This is a genomic window from Streptomyces sp. SID3343, assembly GCF_009865215.1.
Classification (GTDB): Bacteria; Actinomycetota; Actinomycetes; order Streptomycetales; family Streptomycetaceae; genus Embleya.
On record NZ_WWJX01000309.1, the window covers coordinates 1 to 8,187 of the forward strand.

Annotated in this window: 9 protein-coding genes; 7 read left to right on the plus strand and 2 right to left on the minus strand. The window is 71.9% G+C overall.

Annotated elements, in window-relative coordinates:
- Both GT354_RS10540 and GT354_RS10545 read right to left on the minus strand, forming a co-directional pair.
- A partial coding sequence (locus tag GT354_RS10540) for an ROK family protein (RefSeq protein ID WP_237534596.1) occupies positions 1-649 on the minus strand: 649 nt, incomplete at its 3' end.
- Positions 650-667: 18 nt separating this feature from the next.
- Positions 668-1,414, minus strand: a complete 747-nt coding sequence (locus GT354_RS10545; RefSeq protein ID WP_161356020.1) for a GntR family transcriptional regulator — start codon at positions 1,412-1,414, stop codon at positions 668-670.
- Positions 1,415-1,688: 274 nt separating this feature from the next.
- Between GT354_RS10545 and GT354_RS10550 the strand changes: the two genes are divergently transcribed.
- From GT354_RS10550 to GT354_RS10580, 7 genes are all read left to right on the plus strand, one after another.
- On the plus strand, positions 1,689-2,855 hold the full coding sequence (locus GT354_RS10550; protein WP_161356021.1) for a Gfo/Idh/MocA family oxidoreductase: 1,167 nt from the start codon (positions 1,689-1,691) through the stop codon (positions 2,853-2,855).
- Positions 2,852-3,829, plus strand: coding sequence for a sugar phosphate isomerase/epimerase (locus GT354_RS10555; RefSeq protein ID WP_161356022.1), 978 nt, complete (start codon positions 2,852-2,854; stop codon positions 3,827-3,829). The genes GT354_RS10550 and GT354_RS10555 overlap by 4 nt, the downstream gene beginning before the upstream one ends.
- Before the next feature lie 168 nt (positions 3,830-3,997).
- The gene (locus GT354_RS10560; RefSeq protein ID WP_161356023.1) at positions 3,998-5,383 is read left to right on the plus strand and encodes an extracellular solute-binding protein; all 1,386 of its coding nucleotides are present in this window, start codon (positions 3,998-4,000) and stop codon (positions 5,381-5,383) included.
- Positions 5,380-6,267 carry a sugar ABC transporter permease gene (locus tag GT354_RS10565; RefSeq protein ID WP_161356024.1) on the plus strand — a complete coding sequence of 296 codons (888 nt, stop codon included), beginning with the start codon at positions 5,380-5,382 and terminating at the stop codon, positions 6,265-6,267. Before GT354_RS10560 ends, GT354_RS10565 begins: the two co-directional genes overlap by 4 nt.
- A 3-nt stretch (positions 6,268-6,270) precedes the next feature.
- Positions 6,271-7,101, plus strand: a complete 831-nt coding sequence (locus GT354_RS10570; protein WP_161356025.1) for a carbohydrate ABC transporter permease — start codon at positions 6,271-6,273, stop codon at positions 7,099-7,101.
- Positions 7,102-7,106: 5 nt separating this feature from the next.
- Complete coding sequence (locus tag GT354_RS10575; protein ID WP_161356026.1) at positions 7,107-7,904, plus strand: 6-phosphogluconolactonase; 798 nt, start codon at positions 7,107-7,109, stop codon at positions 7,902-7,904.
- A partial coding sequence (locus GT354_RS10580; protein ID WP_237534597.1) for a PfkB family carbohydrate kinase occupies positions 7,901-8,187 on the plus strand: 287 nt, incomplete at its 3' end. The genes GT354_RS10575 and GT354_RS10580, both read left to right, overlap by 4 nt.

The following is an 8,187-nucleotide window of genomic DNA, read 5'->3' on the forward strand; positions in this document are numbered from 1 at the left end:
CGCTGTCCAGTACCGCCGCCGCGCGAGGGCCGCCCGCGGCGAGCACCTCGCGCGTGCCGGCCACGCCGAAGCGGTCGCCGATGCCCCGACCGGAGGCGTAACCCTCCAGGTTGCCACGCCAGTTCGGGTCCACCGAGGCCGGCACCTCGAACTCGCCGAGGGCTATCGCCTCGCCCCGAGCACCGGTGACCGGGGAGCCGGCGAGCACGATCGTCGAGGACAGTCCGGTGCCCAGTGAGACGTAGAAGAAGCCGTCGAGCCCGCGGCCCGCGCCGTGCCGGGCCTCGCCGAGCGCGCCGCACCGCACGTCCGACCCGACCGCGCACGGCAGATCGACGGCGACTTCGGACAGCACGTCGAGCGGCTGCTTGTCCCAGGCCAGTACCTCGCGGCTGGTCAGGTGTCCGTCGGCGGCCACGTATTCGGGGAAGCCGGCGCCCAGGCCGGTCACCGTCACGCCCAGGCGCGCGGCCGTCGCGAGCAGGTCGACGGCCGCGGCCCGGGTGCCGGCGAGTTCGGGGTCGCGCAGGCGCCCGGCGGTGGCGGTGGGGCGTTCGTCGCGATGCAGGACGGCGCCGTCGGCGCCGACGAGACCGGCGGCGATCTTGGTGCCGCCCACGTCCAGGGCCGCGGTGACGATGGTGCTCAAGGTGCTCTCCAGCGGTGCTTACTCGGTGCCGCGGTGCAGGGTGGTCTCGAAGCGGTACGCGTCGCCCCGGTACACGGCCCGGCCGAGCAGCACGGGCACCTCGCTCCGGTCGAACGTGACCTCCTCGCCGATCAGCACGGGCGAGCCCGCGGACACCCGCAGTACCTCGGCGGTGTGCGCGTCGGCGGCGTCGGCGTGCGCGGTGTAGTTGCTGCGCAGCACGTACACGCCCGCCTCCTCCAGGAACGCGAACAGCGAGCCGTTCTCCAGGTCGGCCGTCTCCAGCGCCGGCGCCCGGCCGCGAATGACGACCGTGGTGTCCAGGCAGACCGGGACGCTGTCGAGCCCGCGGACCCGGATGATCTCCACCACCTCGGAGGCGGGCGCTATCCGCAGCCGGACCGCCTCCTCGTAGGTGGCCAGGCGCACCCGGCGCCCCAGCACTCGGGCGGTAGGGGTCAGGCCGCGGTCGCGGGCGATGTCGGTGAAGCTCTTGAGCAGGCTCGGCGGTTCGCTGACCATCTCGGTGGAGACGAACCAGCCGCGCTGGGCGGACGCGTGCACCCTGCCCTCGCGCTCCAGGCCGGCCAGGGCCAGTCGCAGGCTGCTGCGACTGACGCCGAGCCGCTGCGCGAGCGCGCGCTCACCGGGCAGCCGGCTGCCGGCGGGGAACTCGCGTCGGTCCAACGCCTGGGCCAACGCCCGATGGGCGAGTTGGACGGCGGGGCCCGCGGCGGAGGCGGGGAGATCGTCGCTGACTGTCACAGCGCGAGAACATACCAGAAGTACCAGTCGGCAGACCAGATGCGAATCTGGTCCAATTACTGGACTAACTGGTCTGCCATGCGTAATGATCCGGAAGAAGCCGCAAGCGGAATCCATCGTTCCGTCGGAAACGGGCCGTTCCCGCGAACGATCCGGTATCCGCCACTATCGATGTATCCGTCCGCGCGGATCGCCGTGGCGCCCACCCTCCCGTCGGCGCCGAAACGACCCCGCCACACCGCACCCCGCAACCCCGATGCGCAAGGAACCCTCAATGTCGGTTAGCGAACCCGTCCGTCTCGCCGTCGTCGGCGCCGGGACGATCACCCAGTCGGTACACCTGCCCGCGATCCAGCGCCTCGGCGACGCGATCACGACCACCGTCGTGTGCGACCTCTCGCCCTCGCGAGCCGCCTCGGTCGCCGCGCGGACCGGCGCCGGCGTGCGGGCCGAGACCGAATACGCCCGCGTCCTGGCCGCCGCCGACGTGGACGCCGTACTCCTGGCCACCCCCGGCACCCACGCGCGGGACGCGAAGGCCGCCCTGGAAGCCGGCAAGCACGTGCTCGCCGAGAAGCCGCTGTGCCTGACCGTCGCCGAGGCCGACGAGCTCGGCGCGCTGGCCGCCGAACGCGGCCTGGTCCTCCAGGTCGGCTACATGAAGATGTACGACCCGATCACCGCCGTCGCCGCCGCCGAACTCGCCGCGCTCGACACCCCGCGCACCGTCCGGGTCACCGTGCTCCACCCCGCCGACGAGCCCCAGGTCGCGCACCTGCGAATGCCGCCGCCGGCCGACGACGCCGACGGCGCGGTGATCGCCGACGCGATCCGCTACGAGGCCGCGCGCACCGTCGACGCCCTCGGCGACGTCCCCGCCGAGCTCGGCCGCTACTACCGCGACGTGCTCAACGGCTCGGTGATCCACGAACTCTCGCTGCTGCGCGCGCTCGGCTTCACCCTGCCCACGTCGTTCGAGTCCGCCGAACTGTGGCCCTGGCCCGTCGAAGGCGAGCCGCCGTGCCTGCTTGCGTCGGCGCCGCTGGGCGCGGACGGGTCGGCCCGCCTGGTCCTGAACTGGAACTGGCTGCCCGACCACCCCGAATACGCCGAGGAGGTCGCGGTACTCGCCCGCGACGGGCGGCTGCGCCTGGACATGGCCGCGCCCTACCTCGTGGACGTGCGCAGCACGCTGCGGGTCGAGCGCGCGGGCGACGGCGTCAGCCGCGACTCGCTCGTGCGCCCCGGCTACGACACCGGCTTCGTCCGCCAACTGGCCGAGTTCGCCGCGTCGATCACCACCGGCGCGCCGGTGCGCTCGACCGCGAGCGGTGCCGCCGAGGACGTGCGCTGCCTGCAAGCCCTGATCGCGGCGATCGCCCGCCGCGCCGACGTGAGCGTGGGCGGCGAGGCCGCCCTCGTGGGGAGTGACGCCCGATGACCGCGAACCGCGACGACAACGCCCCGGCGCCCGACCGCACCCCGGCGACCGACCGCGAACTGCGGATCGGCAACGCCCCCGTCAGCTACGGCGTCTACGGCGAAGGGGCCGGCGGCGAGGGCACCTCGCCCGAGGCCCTGCTCGCCTCGATGGCCGAAGCCGGTTACGCGGGCAGCGAGTTGGGCCCGCCCGGCTTCTTCGGCACCCCCGCCGAGACCGCCGCGATGTTCGACCGACACGGCCTGGCCGCGGTCGGCGCGTACATCCCCGTGCACTACGCGCTCGGCGACGACGTCGTCGCGCACGACATGGCGCGGATGGAGCAGACCTGCCGCGAACTGGCCGCGTGCGCCGAGTCGACCGGCGAGACGCCGCTGGCGATCCTGGCCGATGAGGGCAGCGAGGCGCTGCTGCACAACCCGGCCCGCGCGTGGGAGGACCGCTCGCTCGCCCTCGACGACGCCGGCTGGCGCCGGCTCGCGGACCTGTCCGCCGAGGCCGTCGCGATGGCCCGCTCCTACGGACTGCGCACCTCCTTCCACCCGCACATCAGCACCTACATCGAATCGCCGTGGGAGGTGGACCGGTTGCTCGACCTCACCGAGGTCGGCGTGACGCTGGACATCGCCCACATCCAACTCGCGGGCGGCGACCCGGTCGAGTGCCTGGACCGCTGGCACGAACGGATCAACCACATCCACCTCAAGGACGTCGACACGAGCGTGCTGGCCCGGGCCAAGGCCGAGCGCCGCACGGACTTCGACGAGTGGTGGGCAAACGTGTGCGTGCCCTTCGGCCGCGGCGACGTCGACATCGACCGCTTCCTCGTCGCCCTGCTGCGCGGCGGCTACCGCGAGTGGCTGCTGATCGAGCAGGACCGCGCACCGACTCCCGCGGAGCTGTACCCGACCGTGGCCGCCGAACAGGCCGCCAACCGGTCCTGGCTCGCGGCCAAGGTCGCCGAACTCGCCTGAGTTTCGAACCCGGGCACGAAAGCCGCCCCGACGGCCGACGCCCGACCCCGAGAACGCCCCTGCCGGGGCGTGTCTTCGACCCCCGACCCCGAGGGCGCCCCCCTGCCGGGCGGCTGTGCCCCCTCGGTCCTTCTTGGCCACCCGACGTGGCCGGACACGGGAGCAACCATGAACAAACTGCGCTGGACCGGGGCCGCGGGGATCGCCCTGGCCGGGCTCCTCGCCACCGCGTGCGGGGTCCCCGGCGCGGGCGGTACCACCGTCGCCTCCGACCTCGCCGGTGGTCCCGTGACCCAACGCGTGACCGTCGAGGACGTCAAGGCGATGGGCAACACCAAGCTGCGCGTGCTCGCCGACGCGGGCGAGGAGAACACGCTCAAGGCGCTCGTACCGCTGTACGAGAAGAAGTATCCGAACGTCGAGGTCGAGGTCGCCACCAAGGGCTTCGACGACCTGATGAAGACCGTCGTCAACTCGATGTCCGGCTCCGACGCGCCCGACCTCGCCCAGGGCAACCAGGGCTACGGCACCGACGGCCCGCTCGTGAAGACCGGCCTGATCCGGCCCCTCGACGACGTGATGCGCGCCTACGGGTGGGAGAACACCTTCACCGAAGGCGCGCTCAAGCAGTACCGCTGGTCGCCCGACGGCTCCATCTTCGGCTCCGGCAGTCTGTACGGCATCAGCCCCGCCACCGAGTACGTCGGCGTGTTCTACAACACCGACAAGCTCGCCAAGCTGGGCATCGCGCCGCCGCAGACCTACGCCGAGTTCACCGCCGCCCTCGACAAGGTCAAGGCCGCGGGGGAACAACCGATCATGATGGGCAACGCCGAGAAGTACCCGGCCAGCCAGGTGATCGGCCTGGTCCAGGGCCAGAACGTGCCCAGCCGCGACGTGCGTTCGTGGATCAGCGGGGTGCCCGGCACCACCGTGGCCGACCCCGGCACCGAAGCCGCCGCCCGGACCGTGCAGGACTGGGCGTCGCAGGGCTACTTCGGGCCCGGCTACAACGGCATCAGCTCCGACGACGCGGTCGCCAAGTTCGGCCAGGGCGAGGGCGCGTTCCTCGTGGCCGGTTCCTGGAACGCGCCGACGCTGCAGGAGAGCATGGCCGGCAAGGTCGGCTTCACCCTCCCCGCCCGCGCCGACGGAACCCGCGCGACCGTGGGCTCACTGGGCCTGGGCTGGCACATCAGCACCAAGACCAAGAAGCTGCCCGCCGCCGTCGCGTTCCTGGACATGATGATGAGCGACGAGTTCGCACAGACCATCGCCGACGTCGGCCGCACCCCGGTCACCGGCGCGGGCAAGGTCAAGGCCGGCAGCCCGGTGGTCGAACAGGTCAACGACATCGGCCTCAAGCTGCTCGCCGACGACGGCCAGAACTTCTACCTCGACTGGGCCTCGACCACGATGTACGACACCATCGGCGCCAAGACCCAGGACCTGCTGGCCAAACGAACCTCCCCGAGCGGCTTCGTCAACGCACTCCAGGACGACCGCAAGGCGTTCGCGGCCAAACAGACCGCCGACCAAAAGGCCGCGTCGTGACCGGCCTGCGCGCGTGGACCGCGAGACAGTACTGGCCGTCGTTCCTCTACCTGCTCCCCGCCGCCGCGTTCTACACGATGTTCGTGCTGCGCCCGCTCGGCCAGACCGCGTGGGTGTCGCTGTTCACGTGGGACGGCATCACCGAGGGCCGCTGGGCCGGGCTCGACAACTACTCCGCGCTCCTGGACGACGGCCGGATCCCGTCCGCGATCGGGCACGCGCTCGTCTTCGTCGTCTTCTACGCGTTCTTCCCCGTCGTGCTGGGCCTGTTCCTGGCCGCGCTGATGTCGCGGATCAGGGTGCGCGGACTGAGCTTCTTCCGCGCCGTGCTGTTCCTGCCGCAGATCCTGGCGACCGTCGTGGTCGCGGTGTCCTGGCGGTGGATCTACGACATCGACGGCCCGCTCAACGCCGCGCTGCGCGCGGTGGGCCTGGGCTCGCTCGCCCGGGCCTGGCTCGGCGACTACGCCACCGCGCTGCCCGCCGTGGGCATCGTCGGCACCTGGGTCATGTACGGACTGTGCATGGTGCTCTTCCTCGCCGGCGTGCAGAAGATCCCCGCCGAACTCTACGAGTCGGCCAGGCTCGACGGCTGCGGCCCCGTCCGGGAGTTCTTCGCCGTCACCCTGCCCGCACTGCGTGGCGAGATCGCCATCGCGCTCGTGCTCACCATCACCTACGCGCTGCGCAACTTCGACCTCGTGTGGAACACCACCGCGGGCGGACCGGGCACGTCCACGACGGTGCCCAGCGTGTTCATCTACCAGGGCGCGTTCCTCACCCGCGAGGTGGGCAGCGCCGCCGCCATCAGCGTCTGCCTGACCGTCGTGGTGCTCGTCGTCACCGGCGTGATCATGCGCGTCGTTCGCGGCAAGGAGGGCTGACGGATGCTCACCAGCCGCCGCCACACCGTCATCGGCCACGTGATCCTCGTGGTCGCCGCGCTCATCGCGCTCTATCCGTTCCTGTCCGTGCTGATGCTCGCCTTCGGCGAACCCGGCACCCGCACCAGCGGATTCTCCATCCCCAAGTCGATCAGCTTCGACAACTTCACCGAAGCCTGGCAGCGCGGCCTGTTCTCGGACGCGCTGACCTCCAGCCTGATCGTCGCCGCCGCCGTGGTGATCGGCACGATCGTCATCGCCGTGCTCGCGAGCTACGCCCTCGCGTTCTTTCCGTTCCCGCTCAAGGGCCCCATGCTCGGGGTGCTGCTGATCGGGCTCGTGATGCCGTACGAGGCGACCGTGATCCCGCTGTACTACCAACTCAAGGACTGGGGACTGGTCAACACCTACTGGGCGTTGATCCTCCCGCAGATCGGACTGTCGCTGCCGTTCGCGGTGTTCTGGATGCGGACCTTCTTCGTCTCCACCCCGCCCGCGCTGCGCGAGGCGGCCTCGGTCGACGGCGCGTCCCGACTGCGCACCCTGCGCTCGGTCCTGCTGCCGATGGCCATGCCCGCCATCGGCACCCTCGCCACCCTGCTCTTCCTCTTCGCGTGGAACGAGTTCCTGCTCGCCCTGGTCCTGGTACCGGACGACCGCAGCGTGCAGACCGCACCGCTCGCGCTGTCGTTCTTCGCCGGCAACCGCCGCAACAGCGACCCGGGGGTGACCGCAGCCGCGGCCGTCCTGGTCGCCCTTCCCGTGCTCATCAGCTACATCGCCCTCCAGCGCCGCATGATCAGCGGCATGCTCTCGGGCGCCGTCAAGGAGTGACACCCATGCCAGCCCCCCTTCCCCTCCAGGTCTTCGACGGCCCGGCCGACCTCGGCGCCGCGCTCGCGCGCGAGATCGCCGACGGCATCGTCGCCGCCGACGCGGCCGGCGTGCGCTACATCCTCGGCTGCCCGGGAGGCCGCAGTCCCAAGCCGGTGTACGACGCGCTCGCCGAACTGGTCGCGACCCGCGAACTGAGCCTGCGCCACGTGGTGATCGCGATGATGGACGAATACGTCGTCCCCGGCCCCGACGGCTACACGGACATCGACCACACCGCGCACAACAGCTGCCACCGCTTCGCCGCCGAGGAGATCGTCGCCCCGCTCGACGCCGCCGCCGGTGACGGGCGCGGCATCCCCGCCGACGCGGTCTGGTTCCCCGACCCCGCCGACCCCGCCGCCTACGACACCCGGCTCGCCGACGCCGGCGGGATAGACCTGTTCATCCTCGCGTCGGGCGCCACCGACGGCCACATCGCGTTCAACCCGCCCGGCGCCGACCGCGACAGCGGCAGCCGCGTCGTCGAACTCCCCGACACCACCCGCCGCGACAACCTCGGCACCTTCCCCGACTACGCCTCGCTCGACGAAGTGCCCCGCCACGGCGTGACCGTCGGAGTACGCACCATCGTCTCGCGCTCCCGGCGCGCGGTGATGGTCGTACACGGCGAGCACAAGCGCGAAGCCGTCCGCCGGCTCGGCGCCGCGACCGACTACGAACCCTCGTGGCCCGCGACCCTGCTCGTCACGTGCGAACGCCCGTCCCTGTACGTGGACCGCGCCGCGGCGGACGCCCGATGAGCCCCGCCCCCCACGACCTGATCACCCTCGGCCGGGTCGGCGTGGACCTGTACCCCCAACAGATCGGGATCGGCCTGGCCGAGGTCGAGACCTTCGTCAAGTATCTCGGCGGCAGCGCCACCAACGTCGCCGTGGCGGCGGCCCGGCACGGCCTGCGCACCGCCGTGGTCACCGGCGTGGGCGACGACCCGCTCGGCGACTTCGTCCGCGGCGCGCTGCGCGGCTTCGCCGTCGAGGACCGCTACGTGGTCACCGTGCCCGGCCGACAGACCCCGGTCGTGCT

Excerpts from the sequence above, each read along its gene's own strand:
- GT354_RS10550 (WP_161356021.1), top strand. The coding sequence starts at position 1,689 with ATGTCGGTTAGCGAACCCGTCCGTCTCGCCGTCGTCGGCGCCGGGACG.
- GT354_RS10555 (WP_161356022.1), top strand. The coding sequence starts at position 2,852 with ATGACCGCGAACCGCGACGACAACGCCCCGGCGCCCGACCGCACCCCG.
- GT354_RS10560 (WP_161356023.1), top strand. The coding sequence starts at position 3,998 with ATGAACAAACTGCGCTGGACCGGGGCCGCGGGGATCGCCCTGGCCGGG.
- GT354_RS10570 (WP_161356025.1), top strand. The coding sequence starts at position 6,271 with ATGCTCACCAGCCGCCGCCACACCGTCATCGGCCACGTGATCCTCGTG.
- GT354_RS10575 (WP_161356026.1), top strand. The coding sequence starts at position 7,107 with ATGCCAGCCCCCCTTCCCCTCCAGGTCTTCGACGGCCCGGCCGACCTC.